Source organism: Rhodococcus jostii NBRC 16295 (assembly GCF_001894825.1).
Lineage (GTDB): Bacteria > Actinomycetota > Actinomycetes > Mycobacteriales > Mycobacteriaceae > Rhodococcus_F > Rhodococcus_F jostii.
This window is the reverse complement of the sequence record NZ_BCWY01000009.1, coordinates 42,998-62,956: the sequence shown is the minus strand read 5'-3', so window position 1 is coordinate 62,956 and position 19,959 is coordinate 42,998. Positions and strand designations below refer to the sequence as shown.

Annotated in this window: 17 protein-coding genes; 9 read left to right on the top strand and 8 right to left on the bottom strand. The window is 68.6% G+C overall.

Going from position 1 to position 19,959, the window contains the following annotated elements:
- Positions 1 to 21: 21 nt before the first annotated feature.
- Positions 22 to 1,383 carry an amidase gene (locus RJ1_RS09040; RefSeq protein ID WP_073359617.1) on the bottom strand — a complete coding sequence of 454 codons (1,362 nt, stop codon included), beginning with the start codon at positions 1,381 to 1,383 and terminating at the stop codon, positions 22 to 24.
- A gap of 141 nt (positions 1,384 to 1,524) precedes the next feature.
- On the opposite strand from RJ1_RS09040, the gene RJ1_RS09035 reads away from it, so the two are divergent.
- Positions 1,525 to 2,697: an MFS transporter gene (locus tag RJ1_RS09035; protein ID WP_073359616.1), complete on the top strand. Its 1,173-nt coding sequence runs from the start codon at positions 1,525 to 1,527 to the stop codon at positions 2,695 to 2,697.
- Between the two features lie 60 nt (positions 2,698 to 2,757).
- Here RJ1_RS09035 and katG read toward each other — a convergent pair whose 3' ends face one another.
- The 4 genes from katG to speB all read right to left on the bottom strand — a co-directional run bounded on the left by katG (position 2,758) and on the right by speB (position 7,508).
- Positions 2,758 to 4,986, bottom strand: coding sequence for a catalase/peroxidase HPI (gene katG / locus RJ1_RS09030; RefSeq protein ID WP_073359615.1), 2,229 nt, complete (start codon positions 4,984 to 4,986; stop codon positions 2,758 to 2,760).
- Between the two features lie 36 nt (positions 4,987 to 5,022).
- Positions 5,023 to 5,466 (bottom strand): Fur family transcriptional regulator, encoded by a 444-nt coding sequence (locus RJ1_RS09025; RefSeq protein WP_073359614.1) that lies wholly within the window; start codon positions 5,464 to 5,466, stop codon positions 5,023 to 5,025.
- Positions 5,467 to 5,598: 132 nt separating this feature from the next.
- Complete coding sequence (locus tag RJ1_RS09020; RefSeq protein WP_073359613.1) at positions 5,599 to 6,345, bottom strand: glycoside hydrolase family 25 protein; 747 nt, start codon at positions 6,343 to 6,345, stop codon at positions 5,599 to 5,601.
- Positions 6,346 to 6,392: 47 nt separating this feature from the next.
- Entirely contained in the window at positions 6,393 to 7,508 is a 1,116-nt protein-coding gene (gene speB / locus RJ1_RS09015) for an agmatinase (protein ID WP_240319854.1), read from the bottom strand.
- 108 nt (positions 7,509 to 7,616) lie between these two features.
- Between speB and RJ1_RS09010 the strand changes: the two genes are divergently transcribed.
- The 4 genes from RJ1_RS09010 (at position 7,617) to RJ1_RS08995 (ending at position 12,270) form a co-directional block, all read left to right on the top strand.
- Complete coding sequence (locus tag RJ1_RS09010; protein WP_073359612.1) at positions 7,617 to 8,237, top strand: helix-turn-helix domain-containing protein; 621 nt, start codon at positions 7,617 to 7,619, stop codon at positions 8,235 to 8,237.
- A 93-nt stretch (positions 8,238 to 8,330) separates the two neighbouring features.
- Complete coding sequence (locus RJ1_RS09005; RefSeq protein ID WP_073359611.1) at positions 8,331 to 9,788, top strand: amino acid permease; 1,458 nt, start codon at positions 8,331 to 8,333, stop codon at positions 9,786 to 9,788.
- On the top strand, positions 9,785 to 10,585 hold the full coding sequence (locus RJ1_RS09000; RefSeq protein ID WP_073359610.1) for a carbon-nitrogen hydrolase family protein: 801 nt from the start codon (positions 9,785 to 9,787) through the stop codon (positions 10,583 to 10,585). The genes RJ1_RS09005 and RJ1_RS09000 overlap by 4 nt, the downstream gene beginning before the upstream one ends.
- Complete coding sequence (locus RJ1_RS08995; RefSeq protein WP_073359609.1) at positions 10,582 to 12,270, top strand: flavin monoamine oxidase family protein; 1,689 nt, start codon at positions 10,582 to 10,584, stop codon at positions 12,268 to 12,270. Before RJ1_RS09000 ends, RJ1_RS08995 begins: the two co-directional genes overlap by 4 nt.
- Before the next feature lie 52 nt (positions 12,271 to 12,322).
- On the opposite strand, the gene ggh is transcribed toward RJ1_RS08995, so the two are convergent.
- The 3 genes from ggh to RJ1_RS08980 are packed head-to-tail and all read right to left on the bottom strand — an operon-like array spanning position 12,323 to position 15,955.
- Entirely contained in the window at positions 12,323 to 13,660 is a 1,338-nt protein-coding gene (ggh, locus tag RJ1_RS08990) for a glucosylglycerate hydrolase (protein WP_073359649.1), read from the bottom strand.
- A 47-nt stretch (positions 13,661 to 13,707) separates the two neighbouring features.
- A complete protein-coding gene (locus tag RJ1_RS08985) occupies positions 13,708 to 14,535 on the bottom strand; it encodes a class I SAM-dependent methyltransferase (RefSeq protein WP_073359608.1) in 828 nt (275 codons plus the stop codon).
- On the bottom strand, positions 14,528 to 15,955 hold the full coding sequence (locus tag RJ1_RS08980) for an amino acid permease (RefSeq protein WP_073359607.1): 1,428 nt from the start codon (positions 15,953 to 15,955) through the stop codon (positions 14,528 to 14,530). The genes RJ1_RS08985 and RJ1_RS08980 overlap by 8 nt, the downstream gene beginning before the upstream one ends.
- A 166-nt stretch (positions 15,956 to 16,121) precedes the next feature.
- Here RJ1_RS08980 and RJ1_RS08975 point away from each other — a divergent pair, with 166 nt between their 5' ends.
- The 4 genes from RJ1_RS08975 (at position 16,122) to RJ1_RS08960 (ending at position 19,930) form a co-directional block, all read left to right on the top strand.
- The gene (locus RJ1_RS08975) at positions 16,122 to 16,328 is read left to right on the top strand and encodes a heavy-metal-associated domain-containing protein (RefSeq protein ID WP_073359606.1); all 207 of its coding nucleotides are present in this window, start codon (positions 16,122 to 16,124) and stop codon (positions 16,326 to 16,328) included.
- 109 nt (positions 16,329 to 16,437) lie between these two features.
- Complete coding sequence (locus tag RJ1_RS08970; RefSeq protein ID WP_073359605.1) at positions 16,438 to 17,343, top strand: DUF8832 domain-containing protein; 906 nt, start codon at positions 16,438 to 16,440, stop codon at positions 17,341 to 17,343.
- Positions 17,343 to 19,613: a heavy metal translocating P-type ATPase gene (locus RJ1_RS08965; protein WP_073359604.1), complete on the top strand. Its 2,271-nt coding sequence runs from the start codon at positions 17,343 to 17,345 to the stop codon at positions 19,611 to 19,613. Before RJ1_RS08970 ends, RJ1_RS08965 begins: the two co-directional genes overlap by 1 nt.
- Positions 19,610 to 19,930: a metal-sensitive transcriptional regulator gene (locus RJ1_RS08960; RefSeq protein WP_073359603.1), complete on the top strand. Its 321-nt coding sequence runs from the start codon at positions 19,610 to 19,612 to the stop codon at positions 19,928 to 19,930. The genes RJ1_RS08965 and RJ1_RS08960 overlap by 4 nt, the downstream gene beginning before the upstream one ends.
- Positions 19,931 to 19,959: the final 29 nt, after the last annotated feature.

The following is a 19,959-nucleotide window of genomic DNA, read 5'->3' as shown; positions in this document are numbered from 1 at the left end:
CACCGCGTCGGCCGTGGTCGCTCACAACCGGGCGGCCACGGCCAGCGCGACGTGCTCGCACCACGGCCGCGCGACGATCTGCACGCCGATCGGCAACCCGGACTTCGTGTTTCCCACCGGAACGACGACCGACGGCAGACCCGTCACACTGATCGCGCGGCAACTCGCCAGCGCCTGAGCCCACGTCAGCGAGTGCCCGTCGACATCGAACACGTCCTCGCCCAGCGGCGGCGCCGGAATGGAGGCGACCGGCAGCACGAGAACGTCGCCCATCTCCCCGAGCAGCCGATGCACCAGTTCCGACCGCTGCGCCCACAGTCGCTCGACGAGACGCCGGTCCACGTCCCGCACATCGGCGAGCATGGTGGCGATGTTCGTCCCGAAGTCGGTGCCGAGTTCCTTGATGTCGGTGTGGGTTTCGACCGAACGCAGCGTGCCGAACAGTGCGTTCCCCTCCGCCAGCGCCCCGCCCTCGTACGGGCGGGCACCGAGCCTTCCCACGACACCGGCAACGGCCGCGGCGATCTCCCCGCCTACGGGCACGGTGCCCTCACCGGGCGCCCACGTGATGTCGAGGCGTGAGAGGTCCACCGACTCCGGATCCGTCCACGGGCACCGGGGGGACGAGAGCACCCGCAGCACCAGCGCCGCGTCCTGCAGGGTTCGCGCCATCGGGCCGATCGTCTGCAGCGTGCCGTGCATGGTCGCGGGATTGGTCAGCAGATGGTCGCCCGACGGGACGCCGGGATACTGTCCGTCGGGGTCCACCCGGCCGATCGTCGGGCGCACCGAGCGCAGCCCCGTGCAGTGGGCGGGCCAGCGCACCGATCCGCCGAAGTCGGTGCCGAGACCGACCACACTCATCCCGGACGCGATCGCCGCCGCCTCGCCGCCGCTCGACCCCCCGGGTGAGCGGAGAACACCGTCGGGTCGGAGGGGGTTCACCGTGTACCCGAAGAGGTCGTTGTGCGTCAGGCCGCTCGCCCCGAACTCGGGGGTGTTCGTCTTCCCGACGAGAACCGCGCCTGCCGCCCTCATCGCGGCCACCGCGGGAGCGTCGACCCGCGGCACGTTGCGCTCGAGCACGCGTGATCCCGCCGTCGTCCGAACACCCGCGGTCGCGATCAGGTCCTTCACCGTGAACGGGACCCCGGCCAGCGGACCGACGTCCTCACCCCGGCCGATCCGGCTGTCGAGGTCGTCGGCGGCCCGGATCGCCTGGTCCTCGGCGACGGTGACGACGGCGTTCAGCTCCGGGTTCCGGGCCTTGATGTGCGCGAGATGCTCGTCCAGAACCTGACTCGCCGAGACCTCGCGGCTCCTCACCGCCCGGGCGATCGCGTGCGCGTCCACGCCGACCCAGCTGCCGTCGTTACCCCACACATATCCTCCTCGGCTCGTGCCCGGGGTCGACGCTAAAGGTCCCCGAACCCGCCGCACACGGCCAGTCTGCACAGGAATGAGTGCCCCGAGCTGTGAAGAGTTGATACTTCGCCGCGTGCCGGGCTCTGGGAGGATCGGGTGATGCTCTCGCCGTGGGTCCGCCTTGCCGCCGCGATGTTCGCGGTCAGCTGGGGTGCCAACCAGTTCGCCCCGATGCAGCTCGTCTACCGCGAGCATCTCGGTCTCGGAAGCGGCTCGTTCACCGCGATGCTGGCGTCGTACGTCGTCGGGTTGATCCCGGCCCTGCTGTACTTCGGGCGCGTGTCCGACCGGTTCGGCCGGCGAGCGGTGATCCTGCCCATGATCCCCGTCGGCATCGTCTCGTCGCTCGTGCTCATCGCCGGCGCCGCCGTCCCCGACCTGCTCTACCTGGGGCGGGTGCTGGCCGGACTCGCCTCCGGCATGGCGTTCGGCGCCGGTACCGCCTGGATGAAGGAACTCAGCTCCGCCGCGCCTGCCGGGGCGGGTGCGCGCCGCGCCGCCGTGTCGTTGTCCGCGGGATTCGGGTGCGGAGCCCTGTTCGCCGGGGTGATCGCGCAGTGGCTCCCCGTCCCCGAACTGCTCCCCTACCTGGTGCACATCGTGTTGATGGTCGGCGCCCTGGCGCTGGTGTGGTCGGTACCCGATGCGCGGGACCGTGTCACCAGCGGCACCGCGAAACCCCTGTCGGCGCTGTCGACCCCGCAGTTCCGGTGGGGCATCGCGCCGTGGACGCCATGGGTGTTCGGCGTCGCGACGGTATCGTTCGCGACCCTCCCGCCGCTGGTGTCCGAGTCACTGCGCTCCACGTCGGTGGCGTTCACCGGACTCGTGGCGGCACTGACCCTGCTCACCGGCGCCGTGATTCAGCCGTGGGCCACACGGTGGTCGCAGCGGGGTGACGCCGCCGGGATCCGGGTCGGCGTCACCCTCGGCGTGCTGGGGTTCGGCGCCGCGACCGTGGTCGCGTACACGGACGGCGCGCTGTCCGTCGCCGCGATCGTCGTCGCAGCCTTCCTCCTCGGGTCCTGCTACGGCATCCTGCTGGGTTCGGGGCTCGCGTCCATCGAAAAGCTGGCTCCGGCAGACGAACTCGCGCAGACAGTGGCCGTGTTCTACTGCCTGATCTACATCGGCTTCGCCGTCCCGTTCGTCATCTCCGTCCTCGCACCACACCTCGGATTCGCCACCTGCTTCGTCGGGGCGGCGCTGCTCATGCTGGTGTCCGTGGCGGTCGGACGGAAGGCGAAGGATCGGCACCTCACCCGCACGTGACCGACCCACAGCAGGGCACCCCGCGAGTGCCGAACTCGCGGGGTGCCGTGGTGTGAACGATCAGGCGACGTCGAACCGGTCGAGGTTCATGACCTTGACCCACGTGGAGACGAAGTCCTGCACGAACTTCGCCTTCGCGTCGTCGGTGGCATAGACCTCGGCCAGGGCACGCAACTGCGAGTTGGACCCGAAGACCAGGTCGACGGCGGTGGCGGTCCACTTGGAATCGCCGGTGACCCGGTCACGACCCTCGTACACGTTCTCCGCCGACTCGGACCCCTTCCACACCGTGCCCATGTCGAGGAGGTTCACGAAGAAGTCGTTGGTCAACGTCTCGGGCCGGTCGGTGAAGACGCCGTGCCCGGTCTGGCCGAAGTTGGCGTTCAGGGCACGCAGGCCGCCGACGAGCACCGTCATCTCCGGTGCGGTCAGGTTCAGCATGTAAGCCCGTTCGACCAGAAGGGCCTCCGCAGGCAACTTCTCTCCGGCGCGGAGGTAGTTGCGGAACCCGTCGGCCCTCGGCTCGAGTACGGCGAACGACTCCACGTCCGTCTGCTCCTGCGAGGCGTCCGTGCGTCCCGGCGTGAACGGGACCGTGACGTCGTGCCCGGCGCTCTTCGCCGCCTTCTCGACGGCCGCCGTTCCGGCAAGGACGATCAGGTCGGCGAGCGAGACCTTCGTTCCGCCGGACTGCGACGAGTTGAAGTCCTGCTGGATCTGTTCGAGGGTCTGCAGGACCTTCGACAGCTCGGCCGGGTTGTTGATCTCCCAATCCTTCTGCGGCTCGAGCCGGATGCGTGCTCCGTTGGCGCCGCCGCGCATGTCGGTGCTGCGGAAGGTGGCTGCCGACGCCCAGGCGGTGGACACCAGCTGGGAGATGGACAGGCCCGAGTCGAGGATCTTGCCCTTCAGTGCAGCGATCTCGTTGTCACCGATCAGCTGGTGATCGACTGCCGGAACCGGGTCCTGCCACAGCTGTGCCTCGGGAACCCACGGACCGAGATACCGTGTGGCGGGGCCCATGTCGCGGTGCAGCAGCTTGTACCACGCCTTGGCGAACTCCTCGGCGAACTCCTCCGGGTGATCGAGCCAGCGCCGGGTGATCTTCTCGTAGGCCGGGTCGATGCGCAACGAGAGGTCCGTGGTCAGCATCGTGGGAGCACGCCCCGCCGACGAATCGAACGGGTCAGGAATCGTGCCCGCTCCTGCGCCGTCCTTCGCGGTCCACTGCCAGGCACCGGCAGGGCTCTTGGTGAGCTCCCACTCGTAGCCGTACAGGACCTCCAGGAAGCTGTTGTCCCACTTCGTCGGTGTGGGGGTCCACACGACCTCGAGACCACTGGTGATCGCGTCCTTGCCCACACCGGTGCCGTAGGCGCTCTTCCAGCCCAGGCCCTGCTGCTCGATCGGGGCGCCTTCCGGTTCCGGACCGACCAGGTCGGCGTCGCCTGCGCCGTGGGTCTTGCCGAAGGTGTGGCCCCCGGCGATCAGCGCGGCGGTCTCCACGTCGTTCATCGCCATGCGGGCGAACGTCTCCCGGATGTCGCGGGCGGCTGCCAGCGGATCCGGCTGGCCGTTGGGGCCCTCCGGGTTCACGTAGATGAGGCCCATCTGCACGGCGCCGAGCGGACCCGAGAGTTCGCGGTCGCCGCTGTAGCGCTCGTCGCCGAGCCACGTGTCCTCAGGACCCCAGTACATCTCCTCGGGCTCCCAGATGTCCTCACGGCCGAATCCGAATCCAAAGGTCTTGAATCCCATCGACTCCAGGGCGCAGTTGCCGGCGAAGACGAGGAGGTCGGCCCAGGAGATCTGCTTGCCGTACTTCTGCTTCACCGGCCAGAGCAGCCGGCGGGCCTTGTCGAGGCTCGCGTTGTCGGGCCAGCTGTTGAGGGGCGCGAAACGCTGGGCTCCCTGACCGCCACCGCCGCGACCGTCCGCGATGCGGTAGGTGCCCGCGGCGTGCCAGCTCATCCGGATGAAGAGGCCGCCGTAGTGGCCGTAGTCGGCGGGCCACCAGTCCTGCGAGGTGGTCATCAGATCGATGACGTCGCGCTTGAGCGCCTCGACGTCGAGTGTGGCGAACTCCTCGGCGTAGTCGAAGTGTTCGCCCATCGGGTTCGACTTGGACGTGTGGGCGTGCAACACCGACAGCTCCGGCTGGTTCGGCCACCAGTCGCGGTTCGTCCTCGGGCGGTGCGCCGCCGGAGTGGGAGACGGGATTGCGGGGTTTTCACTTTCACTGGTGCTCCGAGTGTTTCCCTCGTGAGCGACCGGGCAGCTATCGGACACAACATTCCTTCCGGGAGAGACCAATTTGGGCTGTGGTCATGGATTCGATCGGGAAGTCTGGGATGTCGAGCAGTCGGGGCACAGGCCCCAGTAGACGACCTCGGCCTCGTCGACGAGGAAGCCGCTGTCGTCGGACGGTGTCAGGCAGGGCGCCTCGCCGACGGCGCAGTCGACGTCTGCAATGGCCCCGCAGGACCGGCAGATGACGTGGTGGTGGTTGTCGCCGACCCGCGACTCGTAGCGGGCAACGGAGCCGGGTGGCTGGATCCGCCGCACCAACCCGGCGGCGGTCACGGCGTGCAGCACGTCGTACACGGCCTGCCGGGACACCCCGTCCAGGACCGTGCGTACTGCTCCGAAAATCGTCTCCGTATCGGCGTGCGGACGTGTGTGCACCGCCTCCAGCACCGCGACCCGGGGGCGGGTCACGCGAAGTTCAGCACCACGCAGCTGCTCTGCGTAATCCGGCATCGACGGCACTCACACACTATGACTTACTTTTCTGGACTGAACCCAGACTTTGCGAAAATTAATGTCGCAGCCCCAGCTTATTCGCCTGGAGTGGCCGCCGGGAGGCAGGATTCGGCCCGAATTTCGGCGCCGTCGGCGGGTTCAGCTGCCGAACGGGGACGCGCTGTTGGAGTACCGCGCAAAGTCGCCCTGCGCCCCGCTGTAGACGTTGAGGTCGACGTCGCCGTTGACTCCGGGGATGCGACCGGTGCTGGTGTATTGCCAGAACGTCCAGTTGCTCCAGCCGCCGGGCAGCGGCCCGGGCACGTTCTGACCGTTGTAGTCGGCGATCCACAGCGGGTAGCCGGCGAACTCGTTCGTGTTCGCCATCGCCGTCCGCCAGAAGTTCGGATACGTGTAGATGATCGGCTGACGGCCGGTGAGCGATTGGACCGTGTTCAGGTAGCGGTGCGTCCAGTCGATCAGGGCGGCGGGCGGCAATCCGTTGGACACTTCCATGTCGAGGACGGGCGGCATGTCGCCGGGACCGTTGATGCCCAGCACCACCGTCGAGAAGAAGGCGGCCTGCGCCTCGGGCGACTGCGTCGGGTCGGCGTAGTGGTACGCGCCGCGGGCGACCCCGGCCACGCGCATGGCGAGGCAGTCCTGCACGAAGAACGGGTTGACGTAGCTGAGCCCCTCGGTGGCCTTGACCATCGAGAAGTCGTGGCCGGCGTTGCGGACGGCGAACCAGTCGATCGGCGACCCGCCCGGGTGCTGCCACGAGGCCACGTCCGGACCTCGGACGGGTTCGGCGGCCGCAGTCCCCGGCAACGCGGCGGCGAGCGCCCCCGCGAGCAGTAGTGGTGCGATCTTGGAGAACCTTCGGACCTTCACCCCGGTAGCCATGCGCCCGAGGGTAGTGCCTTCTCAGCGTCCGCACGCGCCAACGGAAATCACTTCGTCACGAACGCCGCCTGTCGGAGCGCCTCGCCGCGTGCGGCCCGTCCCGGCGCCGTCGATGCGTTGATCGCGAGGACCGACAGCAACTCGTACGCGACGTGCGCGGCCGCGATTCCGGTGATCTCGGCGTGGTCGTATGCGGGCGCGACCTCCACGATGTCGGCGCCGACCACGTTGAGGCCGACGAGTCCGCGCAGCGTGTTCAGCAACTCGCGGGACGTCATGCCGCCGGCCTCCGGTGTGCCGGTGCCCGGGGCGTGCGCCGGGTCGAGGACGTCGATGTCCACGGACACGTAGACGGGACCGCCGTCGAGCCGTCGGCGCATCCGTTCGACGATGCTCGCGACGCCGTCCACCTCGTAGTCGTCGGAGCGGATCACCTGGAAGCCGAGGACGGCGTCGTCCTCGAGGTCCTTCTTGCTGTACAGCGGGCCACGGATGCCGATGTGCTGCGAACGCTCGAGGTCGATCAGTCCCTCCTCGCTGGCCCGCCGGAACGGGGTGCCGTGCGTGTAGGGGGCGCCGAAGTAGGTGTCCCACGTGTCGAGGTGGGCGTCGAAATGCAGGACGGCGATCGGACCGTGGTCGCGGGCGAGCGAGCGCAGGATCGGGAGGGCGATGGTGTGGTCGCCGCCGAGCGTCAGTACGGTCGACCCGTCCTTGCGGAGGTCGGTGACGGCGCCGTCGACGGTGGCCAGCGCTTCCTGGATGTCGAACGGGTTGACGCCGATGTCGCCGAAGTCGGCGACCTGCTGCGCCGCGAAGGGGTGCACGTCGAGTGCCGGGTTGTACGGACGCAGGAGCTTCGACGATGCGCGGATGTGGCCCGGGCCGAACCGGGCGCCGGGGCGGTAGCTCACACCGGAGTCGAACGGGACACCCATCACCGTGACGTCGGCGCGGGACACCTCGTCGAGGCGGGGGAGGCGGGCGAACGTGCTGGGCTCGGCGTAGCGCGGGATGCGGGTCGCGTCGACGGGGCCTTGGATGCGGGTCGCGTCGATGGGGCCTTGGATGCGGGTCGCGTCGACGGGGTTCTGGATGCGGGTCGCGTCGATGGGGCCTTGGATGCGGGTCGCGTCGTGGGCCCTGGTGTCGTCTGTACTCATCGGAATCCTTCGGTGTGTGCCGGAGACGTGGCGTCGTCGTATCGTTTCCTTGGAACGCACTCTTGTCAACACCTGTTTCCTATACGAGACACAACGAAGGATCGATGCATGGCGAACGAGCTCGCAACCGAAGGTGCGTCGGGCGTCGACGCACCCAGGATCGGCCCCCGACTCAAGGCCGCCCGGCAGGCACAGCGCCTCACCCTCGACGAACTGGCCGCGGGCTGCGGCATCACCAAGGGCTACCTGTCGAAGATCGAACGGGACCACGCGAGCGCGTCCGTGGCCACGCTGGTGCGGATCTGCGCGGCCCTGAACATTCCCGTCGGGTCGCTGTTCGAGAACTCCGCCGCAGGTGAGGTGGTGCGCGCCGACGCGTATCCGCCGATCAGCTTCGGTGGCGAGCACATGTCCGAGTTCCTGCTCACCCCGTTCGGCGAGCGTCGCATCCAGTCGCTCCTGAGCAGGATCGAACCCGGCGGCGGCAGCGGCTCCGAGACGTACGAACTGCCTGTCGACGTCGCATTCGTCTATGTCGTCTCGGGCCGGATCGGCATTTCGTTCAACGGGCCGGGAGCCGGCGAGGACGTGTCGCTCGCGACCGGGGACGCGTTCACCTTCTCCCCGCAGCTGCCGCACAGCTTCCGCGCACTCGGCGACGACGCCGCGACCGTGCTGTGGATTCTGGCCCCGGCACTCCCGGACGACGTTCGCCCCACCTCCCGCTAGGAAACCACCAAGCGGTTTAGGAAACATGTGTTGACAGTCACGGCCTCCGCGGTCATTGTTGTCCACGTCACTCCACCGCTCAGGAGATAAAAGTTGGACATCACCAAGATTTCTCCGCGCCCGCTGGGAATGGCCGGCGCCCTGCGCGCCCGCAAATCGGTCGAAGCGATCGTGGCGCGCAACGACCAGGAACCCGGTCACGGACTCAAACGGTCCATGGGCCTGGTGCACCTCACCGCGCTGAGCATCGGCGCATCATTGGGGACGGGCATCTTCGTCATCCTCGGCGAGGCCACACCCAAGGCCGGACCCGCCGTGGTCCTGGCGTTCGTGCTCGCCGCGTTCACCGCGCTGTTCTCCGCCCTCTCCTACGCGGAACTCGCCGGCAGCATCCCCGTGTCCGGCAGCTCCTACTCGTACACCTACGCGACCATGGGCGAACTGTTCGCCTGGATCTGCGGATGGTGCCTGATGCTCGAGTACGGAGTCTCGGTGGCGGCCGTCGCCGTCGGCTGGGGTGAATACATCAACGAACTGCTGCAGGGCATGTTCGGCATCGCGCTTCCCACCGCGATCAGCGAGTCGCCGGGAGCGGGCGGCGTCGTCAACGTCCCGGCCATCGTCATCGTGCTGGTCGCGGTGGCACTGCTGACCCGCGGTGCATCCGAGAGCGCCGTGGTGAACACCGTCATGGTCGCGCTGAAGATCCTGGTACTCGTCTTCTTCTGCGCGGTCGCGTTCACCGCCTTCCGGGCCGGAAACTTCGCGCCGTTCATGCCCCTGGGCGCGGCAGGCGTGACCGCCGCCGCCTCGCAGGTGTTCTTCGCCTACATCGGCTTCGACGCCGCCTCGACCGCGGGCGACGAGGCGAAGAACGCGAAGCGCGACCTTCCCCGGGCCATCATCCTCTCGCTCCTGATCGTCACGATCCTCTACTGCCTGGTCGCGATCGCGGCCGTCGGCGCGATGCCGTGGCAGGACATCGCGGGCGAGGGCGCGGCACTCGCGACCATCATGAACGCCGCCACCACCAGCACGTGGCCCGCCGTCCTCCTGTCCGCGGGCGCCGTCATCGCCATCGCGAGCGTCGTCCTCGCCGTGTTGTACGGGCAGACCCGGATCCTGTACGCGATGTCCCTCGACGGCCTCGTTCCGCGGGTCTTCTCCCGCGTCAACCCGCGCACCCGGGTGCCCGTCGTCAACATCGTCGTCGTCGGCGGCGTCGTGTCCGCCCTCGCGGGATTCGTCCCGCTGGGCGAGCTGGCCGACGCGACGAGCATCGGCTCGCTGTTCGCGTTCATGCTCGTCAACGTCGCCGTCATCATCCTGCGCCGGCGGCACCCCGACCTGCACCGCAGCTTCCGCACCCCACTGTTCCCGCTGATGCCGGTCCTCGGCGTCGTGTTCTGCGCGCTGCTGCTGTTCGGCCTGGGCGTGTCGACGTGGGTGGCGTTCGCGCTGTGGATGGTGGTCGGGCTCGCGATTTACTTCGCCTACGGCGTCCGCAAGTCCGAACTCCGCAACAGCCCTGAGAGGGTGACGGCACCATGAGAGCAGCACTGTTCCAAGGACCCGAACTGTCCTTCGACGTCGCGGCGAACCTCGCCGCCATCGCCTCCGCCGCGCAGACCGCGGCGGCAGCCGGGGCGTCCATCCTCGTATGCCCGGAGATGGCGGCCACCGGCTACAACATCGGATCCCTGATCGCGGAGCGGGCCGAACCCGCCGACGGACCGATCGCGGCGAGGATCGCGGAGATCGCCCACGACTCCGGAATCGCCGTCGTCTACGGGTACCCGGAGGCGGACGACGGCGTCGTCTACAACAGCGTGCGCGTCGTCGACCCCTCCGGGACATTGCCGGCGAACTACCGCAAGACGCACCTGTTCGGTGATCTCGACCGCACGCACTTCGCCGCGGGCAACGAACTCGTGGTGCAGTTCGACCACAAGGGAATCCGCTGCGGAATCCTGATCTGCTACGACGTCGAATTCCCGGAAGCCGTTCGCGCACACGCCGACCGCGGCACCCAGTGGCTGATCGTCCCCACCGGTCTGATGAGCCCGTACGAGTTCATCGCGGAGAGCGTCGTCCCGACGCGCGCGTACGAGAGCCAGCTGTTCGTGACGTACGTGAACCGGTGCGGCACCGAAGCCGACCTCGACTACTGCGGATCCAGTTGCGCGATCGCGCCGGACGGCACCGAACTCGCCCGCGCCGGCCGCCACGAAGAGCTGGCGATCGTCGACCTCGACCTCGACGTCCTCCACCGATCCCGCCGCGAGAACACCCACCTCGACGATCGACGCGTCGACCTCTACCCCTTCCTGCAGGAGAAGACTTCATGACGATCCCCGTCACCCCGGACAGCACCGCCGCGGACACCCACGTCCCGCCGCTGACGATGTTCGGGCCCGACTTCCCGTTCGCCTACGACGACTACGTCACTCACCGCTCCGGCCTCGGCGCGGTGCCCGCCGACCGGCACGGCACCGAGGTGGCGGTGATCGGCGGCGGACTGTCCGGGATGGTCACCGCGCACGAGCTGATGAAGCTGGGCCTCAAACCGGTTGTGTACGAGGCCGATCAAATCGGCGGCCGGATGCGGTCCCAGCCGTTCGACGGGCATCCCGAGGTGGTCGCGGAGATGGGGGCGATGCGGTTCCCACCGTCGTCGACCACCCTGTTCCACTACCTCGACGCGATGGGGCTGCGGACCGAGGCGTTTCCCAACCCGCTCGCCGACGCCACCCCCAGCACCGTCATCGACCTCAAGGGCGAAAGCTACTACGCGCAGCACCTCGACGATCTGCCGCCCGTGTTCCGCGAGGTGTCGGACGCCTGGCAGCGCACGCTCGAGGATCACGCCGAACTGATCCCGCTCCAACAGGCGATCCGCGACCGGGACACCGCCGAACTCAAGCGGATCTGGAACGACCTCGTGGTCCGTCTCGACGATCAGACGTTCTACGGATTCCTCGCCGGATCCAAGCACTTCGCGTCGTTCCGGCACCGGGAAGTGTTCGGGCAGGTCGGTTTCGGAACCGGCGGCTGGGACACCGATTTCCCCAACTCGATCCTCGAGATCCTGCGCGTGGTGATCACCGCCGCCGACGACCACCACCGCGGCATCGTCGGCGGGTCGCAGCAACTGCCACTGCGGCTGTGGACGGACACCCCGACGGGGATGGCGCACTGGCCGGACGGCACGTCGGTGCGCGCCCTGAACGGCGGGTCCACCCGGCCGCGGGTCACCGAGGTCCGCCGCACCGCGCCGCACCGGTTCACCGTCACCGACGCGTCCGGGGAGATCCGCACCTACCCGGCCGCCGTGTTCACCGCGCAGAGTTGGATGCTGCTCAACAACATTCACTGCGATGACGACCTGTTCCCGATCGACCACTGGACCGCCATCGAACGCACCCACTACATGGGGTCGACCAAGGTGTTCGCCCTCGTCGACCGCCCGTTCTGGAAGGACAAGGACCCGGTCACCGGCCGCGACCTGGTCAGCATGACTCTGACGGACCGGATGAGCCGCGGCACCTACCTCCTCGACCACGGCGACGACAAACCCGGCCTGATCTGCCTGTCCTACACGTGGTCCGACGATTCCCTCAAGTTGCTGCCGCTCGACGCGACCGAGCGAATGAACCTCATGATCAAGTCGCTCGAGGAGATCTACCCGGGCGTCGACTTCCGCAGCCACGTCATCTCGACGCCGGTGACATTGTCGTGGGAGACCGAACGCGATTTCATGGGTGCGTTCAAAGCCAACCTCCCCGGCCACTACCGGTACCAGGAGCGGCTGTTCAGCCACTTCGTGCAGGACGACCTCGACCCCCGGCACCGCGGAATCTTCCTCGCCGGCGACGACATCTCCTGGACCGCGGGCTGGGCCGAGGGCGCCGTGCAGACCGCACTCAACGCCGTCTGGGGCGTGATGCACCACCTCGGCGGCGCCGCACCCGTCGACAATCCCGGCCCCGGCGACCGGTACGCCGACCTCGGCCCGATCCGGTTGTGCGACTAGCGCCCGTGAGTACTTATTAACGTCCCGCGGTTAATAAGTACTCACGGAGGCGTCAGCCCAGCCAGTCCAGGACTGCGGCCGCGGTCCACGACTGCTGCATGCTGCCGAGGGGCTGACCGGTGAACGGTTCGTAGTATTCGGCGAAGCTGCCGTCGCTGGCCTGCCGCAGGCCCTCGGACCGGAGCAGGTGCGCGCGTTCGGCCCACCCGCGGCGGGCGAAGGCCCAGGAGAACAGCCACGTCATCACCGGCCACACCGGGCCGCGCCAGTACTCGCGCGGGCGGAAGTCGCCCGACACCGGCGACGTCGACGGCGGCAGGGCGTACCGGAGGTCGGGGTGGCCGCAGAATTTCGGTCCCTCGAACGTGCGGACGAGGGCGCGTTCGGCGTCGCGGCTCAGCCCTCCGCACAGGAGGGGGGAGAACATGGCGAGGGTTTCTGTGGCGATCCACCGGCCGCTGCGCAGATCGAAATCGCGGGCCGCCCCGGACCGTTCGTCGGTGGTGGTAAGGACGCCCTGCCGGAACCGGGCCGCCCACCCGTGCAGTTCCCGGACATCCGAGTTCGGCATGGAGTGCTCTTCGCCGATGGTCGCGAGCACCTCGCAGGCCATCGAGAACACGGCGCTGACGAACACGTCCTCGACGGCGAAGCTCATGGCGGTGGCAAGTTCCGCGTCGTCGTAGCGGACGGTCTTCATTTCCTCGAGCAGCCACAGGTAGCGGTCGTATTCGCCGTTGGACGGCCGCTGTCCCGTGTCGGTGACGTGGGACAGGTCCTCGCGCAGATACGTGGGCATCGCACCGGCCACGACGTTGGCGTACGAGTGGTCCCACCGCGGCGAGTTGTCCATGCCCGACTCCCAGCCGTGGTACAGCGCGATCCGGCCGTTGCCGTCGAGGTCGCGGGCGTTGGCCAGCCAGCGGTGCCAGCGGACGAGGTCGGGCCAGCGGCGGTCGAGGAATTCCTCGGCGACGGCCCGGGTGCTGCGTCCGTGCCTGCGGGAGTGGTCGAGGATGCGTTGCACGGCGATGGCGTGCACGGGCGGTTGGGTGATCCCCGACGTCTGCGTTCCGCTGGGCGCGTGGGCGGCGAGGGTCCCGCACTCCCACCGGCCGGGTCCGGGGAAGTACCCGTCCACCCCGTTCGCGAACACGATGTGGGGGATCATCCCGTTCTTCCACTGCGCCGACAGCAGGGTGTCGAGTTCGACGACGGCCCGCTCCACGCTGAGGGGTGCCAATCCGACCGCGACGAACGCGGCGTCCCAGCTCCACATGTGCGGGTACAGGCGCGGCGCGGCGCTCGTCATGGTGCCGAGGTCGTTGCCGCGAAGCAGGTACGCGGCACGTGCCGCGAGCTGTGTCGGGGTGAATCCGCGGTCCGCCATTGCACCATTCTGCTGCCGGTCGACCCACATCGCTCGTCGGGCGGGGTTCAGCCCGCGAATCCGCACAGCGTCAGCGTCGGGCGCGAGTTGCGCAGCGGCGGCAGTTCCGACAGCGCGCGGAGCGTGGTCGAACCCCACAGGCCGCGCCCGAGCGGCAACATCACCTCCCGGGTGAACGCGATGTCCGGCACCCGGGCGGGCAGTTCCGCCGCCTCACCGGCGGACAGGTGGAACGGCATCGGCGGGACGGTGTAGCCGCCGCGAATCCTCATTCCCTTCTGCGTTTTCCGGCTGAACCATTTCGGTACCGAATCGAACACCATCCGGCCGCCGGGGAAGCGCCGCGCGCAGTCGCCGATCAGGGACAGCGACGCGTCGGCGGGCAGGTACATCAGCAGTCCCTCGGCCGACACGAACACACCGCGGTCGGTGTCGACGTGGTCCATCCAGGAGCGGTCCAGTGCCGACTGCGCGAGCGTGGTGACGTTCGGCTCGTCCGGCAACAGTTGCTTCCGGAGCGCGATCACCTGGGGCAGGTCGATCGACACCCACCGGACGTCGGGATCGGCGATCCGCCAGTAGCCGGTCTGCAATCCCTCCCCGAGTGCGACGACGGTGCCGCCGGGGCGGTCGGCGAGGAACGCCCGGATCTGCTCGTCGAAGGCCCGCGCGCGGAGGGCGTGGGACTGACTCGGTTTCCCGAACTGCTCGTACGGATAGTCGAGCGTCTCGTAGAGCGTCACGGCGAGCGGGTCGGCCAACGTGCCGTCGGGACGGGACGCCTCGACCGCACGGTTGCGGAGGGTCCACATCATCGTCGCGGACACACCGGTCAGGGTGGTCGCGTCCACCCGGTTCCGACCGTCGTCAGCCATGCGGCACCGGGTCGGGGTTCTCGAGCTTGGAGTGTTTCCGTGAGTAGAAGAAGTACACGATCAGGCCGAGGATCAGCCACACCCCGAACCGCAGCCACGTCTCCCACGGCAACGACAGGATGAGCCAGCCGGAGAACACGACGCCGATGATCGGGACCACCGGCATGAAAGGAAGTGTGAAGGAGCGGGGGACGTCCGGGCGGGTGCGCCGGAGCACCGCAACTGCGATGCACACGACGATGAACGCCGACAGGATTCCGATGTTGGTGAGTTCCGCGACGGTGTTGATGGGGAGGAATCCGGCCAGCAGCGCCGACCCGACGCCCACGATCCACGTGACCCGGGTCGGCACCTTGCGCACGGGGTGCGTCTTCGCGAACCATTCCGGGAGCAGGCCGTCCCGGCTCATCGCGTACCACACGCGGGTCACCCCGAGCATGAACGTGAGGACGACGGTGATGATGCCGACGATCGCCCCGACCGCGATGATGTTGGCGACGCCGGGCATGCCCACCGATTCGAACGCGGTCGAGAAACCGCTCTCGGGGCTGATCTCGGTGTACTTCTGCATCCCGGTCAGCACGAGGGTGACCAGCACGTACAGCGTCATCGCGATGCCCAGCGAGTACAGGATCGCCTTCGGCAGGTGCTTGGTGGCGTCCTTCGATTCCTCCGCGGCCGTGCTCATGGCGTCGTAGCCGAACACGGCGAAGAACACGGTGGCCGCGCCGGTGAACACGGCGGCGGTGCCGAACGGGAAGTAGGGCGTGTAGTTGGCGCTGTCGATGTGGAAGACGCCGAGCACGATGATGAGGACGACCAGCGCGACCTTGATCGCCACCGCGATCGTCTCGAATCGGCCGACGCTGCGGATTCCGCGGGACAGCACCCACGCGGTGCCGAGGCAGAACAGGGCCGCGAAGACGTCGAACACGTGCCCGTCGCCGGTGCCCAGCGCGCCCATCATCCAGTCGGGCAGGCTGATGCCGATCTGGTCGAGCAGGAACCGGAAGTACCCGGACACGCCGATCGCGACGACGGCGGCCACCGCGATGTATTCGAGCAGCAGGTCCCAGCCGATGAACCAGCCCACGATCTCGCCGAGTGCCACGTAGCCGTAGGTGTAGGCGGAGCCGGCCCTGGGGATCATTCCGGCGAACTCGGCGTAACACAGTGCGGCGGCGGCACTGGCGATGCCGGCGATCAGGAAGGAGATCAGGACGGCCGGGCCGGTGACGGAGTGCGCGACCGAACCGGCGAGCGAGAAGACGCCGGCACCGATGATGCCGCCGACGCCGATCGCGGTGAGCTGCCACAGGCCGAGCGATTTGGTCAGCCGTTCGTCGGCGGGAGTGTCGTCCTCGACCTCGGTGAGGGGTTTGCGGCGCAGCAATTGGGTGCGCAACTTGTCCATCGACATTGCCGGGCTCCGTTTCCCAGTGGGGTGAGATGCGGTACCTCACTCAATCACTTTTCCGGGCGTGTGTGTGAGGGCACGCGGGACGCGGCACACGCTTGCGGAAATACGGTAGGGGGGTATGGTAGTTCTCAGATACGGCATCGATATCCCGAAGAGAGGCAGAACTGTGAGCACCTCGAGCGTCACCGTGACCGGCATGACCTGCGACCACTGCGTGTCCTCGGTTACCGAGGAGATCAGCGCCCTCCCCGGCGTCACCTCCGTGGACGTCGACCTGGCCACCGGCAAGGTCGTCATCGACAGCACCACCGACCTCGATCCGAGTGCCGTCGCGGGTGCGGTCGAGGAAGCCGGATATTCCGTCGCCGGCTGAGCCGGCATCTCCAGCACAGCCGGCTGAGCCGGCATCTCCAGCACAGCCGGCTGAGCCGGCATCTCCAGCACAGCCGGCTGAGCCGGCCACTCCACCACAGGAGCCCGTCATGAACGCAACCGGCAAGTTCGCCGGATTCACCGTCGGCCTCGTCGTGATCTTCGGCGCCGCGCTCGCGCTCGGGTCGGTCGCCGGCCCGGATGTCGCCGAGCCCGCCGCGCACATTGCGGAGGACGACGGACACGGCACGGCGAGCCATGACACGGCAAGCCATGACGCCGTCGCGGACGCGACCCCGGGCGGACTGACGCCCACCGCCGACGGCTACACCCTCGAACTCGCATCCGACCAGGTCACCGCCGGTCCCGCGGTCCCGCTGCAGTTCCGGATCACGGACCCGACGGGGGTACCCGTTACCGACTACACCGTGGAGCACGAGAAACTGCTGCACCTGATCGTCGTGCGCCGGGATCTCGCCGGATTCCAGCACGTTCATCCGACGCTCGACGCGACCGGCACCTGGAGCGTTCCCCTCGACGTCGGGCGCGGCGGCGACTACCGGGTGTTCGCGGACTTCACCCCGGCCGGCGACGAGGCACTCACGCTGGGCACGGACCTCCGCGTCGCGGGCACCTACGACCCGCAGGAACTTCCCGCTGCCACACCGACCGCCACCGTGGACGGCTACACCGTCGCTCTCGACGGCATGCTCCGACCGGGCGAGACGTCGAACGTGACGCTGTCGGTGAGCCGCGACGGACAGCCCGTGACCGATCTGCAGCCGTACCTCGGCGCATACGGTCACCTGGTGGCGCTGCGCACCACCGACCTCGGATACCTGCACGTGCACCCGGACGGGCATCCCGGCGACGGCGTCACCGCGGCGGGTCCGGGGATCGACTTCGCCGTCACCGCACCCAGCGCCGGCGACTACCGGCTGTTCCTGGACTTCCAGCACGCCGGCGCCGTCCACACCGCCGAGTTCACCGTGACCGCCGCACCGGAGGAGAAGTGATGACCCGCTCCACCGACATCGCGGCACCGCCCGACTCCCAAATCGAACTGGCCATCGGCGGCATGACCTGCGCGTCGTGCGCCAACCGCATCGAGCGCAAGCTGAACAAACTCGACGGCGTCACCGCGACCGTCAACTATGCGACGGAGAAGGCCCGCGTCCACTACGACGCCGCCGACGTGTCGCCGGAGGATCTGGTCGCCACGGTGGAGCAGGCCGGGTACACGGCGCGGCTGCCCGAGGTGAAGCCCCCGACGCCGGAGGACGAGGATCCGGCGGCGGAACTGCGGCAGCGGCTGCTGGTGTCGGCGGTGCTGACGGTGCCGGTCATCGCGATGGCGATGATCCCGGCGCTGCAGTTCACCAACTGGCAGTGGCTCTCGCTGACCGTCGCCGCCCCCGTCGTCGTGTGGGGTGCGTGGCCGTTCCACAAGGCCGCCTGGACGAACCTGCGGCACGGCACGGCGACGATGGACACCCTGGTGTCGATGGGCACGCTCGCCGCGTTCGGCTGGTCGCTGTATGCGCTGTTCTGGGGCACCGCCGGCATGCCGGGGATGACGCACCCGTTCGAGCTCACCATCGCGCGCGTCGACGGGACCGGCAACATCTACCTCGAGGCCGCCGCCGGCGTCACCACGTTCATCCTGGCCGGCCGCTACTTCGAGGCCCGCGCCAAACGGCGGGCGGGGGCGGCGCTGCGGGCACTGCTCGAACTGGGCGCGAAGGAAGTGTCGGTGCTGCGTGACGGCACCGAACAGCTGATCGGCATCGACCGGCTCGAGGTCGGCGACCTCTTCGTGGTCCGTCCCGGTGAGAAGATCGCCACCGACGGCGTCGTCGTCGAAGGCTCGTCGGCGGTGGACGCGTCGATGCTGACCGGTGAATCCGTGCCCGTCGAGGTGTCACCGGACTCCGAGGTGGCCGGTGCCACCGTCAACGTCGGTGGCCGAATCGTGGTTCGCGCCAGCCGGATCGGATCGGACACCCAGCTCGCGCAGATGGCGTGGATGGTCGAGGACGCGCAGACCGGCAAGGCCGAGGTGCAACGACTGGCCGATCGGATCTCCGGGATCTTCGTCCCGATCGTGATCGCGCTGTCGGTCGCGACCCTCGGATTCTGGATCGGCACCGGCGGTTCGATTGCCGCCGCGTTCACGGCCGCCGTCGCCGTCCTCATCATCGCGTGCCCGTGCGCGCTCGGACTCGCCACCCCGACCGCCCTCATGGTGGGCACCGGACGCGGGGCGCAGCTGGGCATCCTGATCAAGGGACCCGAGGTTCTGGAATCGACGCGGCGAGTCGACACGGTGGTGGTCGACAAGACCGGCACCGTCACCACCGGCACGATGTCGCTGCACGCGGTGGTCGCCGCGGACGGGCAGGACGAGGAGCAGGTTCTCCGGTTCGCCGGCGCGCTCGAGGACGCGTCCGAGCACCCCATCGCACGAGCGATCACCCGCGGCGCGAGGGAACGGTTGACGACTCTCCCGGAAGTCGACCAGTTCACCAACGTCGCCGGGCTCGGCGTCCAGGGCATGATCGACGGCCACGCGGTGGTCATCGGCCGCGCGAAGCTGCTCCGCGACTGGTCGCTGCACCTCACCCCCGAGTTGCAGCGCGCGGTCGACGCGGCCGAGTCGGAGGGCAGAACGGCAGTCGGGATCGGTTGGGACGGCCAGTCGCGCGGCGTGCTCGTGGTTGCCGATACCGTCAAACCGACGTCCCGCGAGGCGGTGTCGCAGTTCCGCGAACTCGGTCTCACCCCGATCATGCTCACCGGCGACAACAGGTCCGCGGCCCGGGCCATCGCCGACCAGGTCGGTATCGACGAGGTCATCGCGGAGCTACTGCCCCAGGACAAGGTCGACGCGATCAAGCGTCTGCAGGCCGAGGGCAAGGTGGTCGCGATGGTCGGCGACGGGGTCAACGACGCCGCCGCGCTCGCGCAGGCCGACCTCGGTCTCGCCATGGGGACCGGCACGGACGTGGCCATCGAGGCCAGCGACCTCACGCTGGTGCGCGGCGACCTCCGGGCCGCGGCCGACGCGATCCGCCTGTCTCGCACGACGTTGAGCACGATCAAGGGAAACCTGTTCTGGGCCTTCGCCTACAACGTCGCGGCGTTGCCGTTGGCGGCGGCAGGTCTGCTCAACCCCATGCTGGCCGGTGCCGCCATGGCATTCTCTTCGGTGTTCGTCGTGAGCAACAGCCTGCGACTGCGCCGCTTCCAGCCCCTGACCACTCCCACCCGAGGGGAACAATCATGACCGAGCAACCGAACACCGACCACGACCACGCAGCCGGTCACGGGTACATCAGCGCCAAGGACGACTACCTCAAGCGCCTGCGCCGCATCGAGGGTCAGGCGCGGGGCCTCCAGCGGATGGTCGAGGACGAGAAGTACTGCATCGACATCCTCACCCAGGTCTCCGCGATGACGAAGGCGCTGCAGGCCGTGGCACTGGGTCTGCTCGAAGACCACATCAGCCACTGCGTCGTCGACGCCGCCGTCGCGGGCGGAACCGAGGCGGACGCGAAGATCAAGGAAGCCACCGACGCCATCGCACGACTGGTGCGTTCCTGAAACCAGACCCCGAGAGCAGCTTCCGAGGG